The following is a 514-nucleotide window of genomic DNA, read 5'->3' on the forward strand; positions in this document are numbered from 1 at the left end:
ACGCGTTGGATTTGGTTGGTGCCTTCGTAGATTTGGGTGATCTTGGCGTCGCGCATCATGCGTTCGACCGGGAAGTCGGTGGTGTAGCCGGCGCCGCCGAACAACTGCACCGCGTCGGTGGTGACCTCCATGGCCACATCGGAGGCAAAACACTTGCTCGCCGCGGAGATGAACCCCAGCCCGGTCTCCCCGCGCTCGGCGCGGGCGGCCGCCGAATACACCATCAACCGGGCCGCCTCGACCTTCATCGCCATCTCGGCCAACATGAACTGCACACCCTGGTTATCACTGATCGGCCGACCGAACTGCTTGCGATCCTTGGTGTAAGCGATCGCCGCATCCAACGCGCCTTGGGCGATCCCCACGGCTTGCGCCCCGATGGTGGGGCGGGTGTGATCCAGGGTGCGCAACGCGGTCTTAAACCCGCTGCCCGGCTCCCCAATCATCCGATCCCCCGGAATGCGGCAGTTCTCGAAATACAACTCGGTGGTCGGCGACCCCTTGATCCCCAGCT

Annotated in this window: 1 protein-coding gene; it reads right to left on the reverse strand. The window is 64.0% G+C overall.

Annotation, left to right across the window (positions count from 1 at the left end):
• A partial coding sequence (locus BKN37_RS27465) for an acyl-CoA dehydrogenase family protein (RefSeq protein WP_278184981.1) occupies positions 1 to 514 on the reverse strand: 514 nt, incomplete at both ends.

The organism is Mycobacterium talmoniae, from assembly GCF_001854525.1.
GTDB lineage: Bacteria > Actinomycetota > Actinomycetes > Mycobacteriales > Mycobacteriaceae > Mycobacterium > Mycobacterium talmoniae.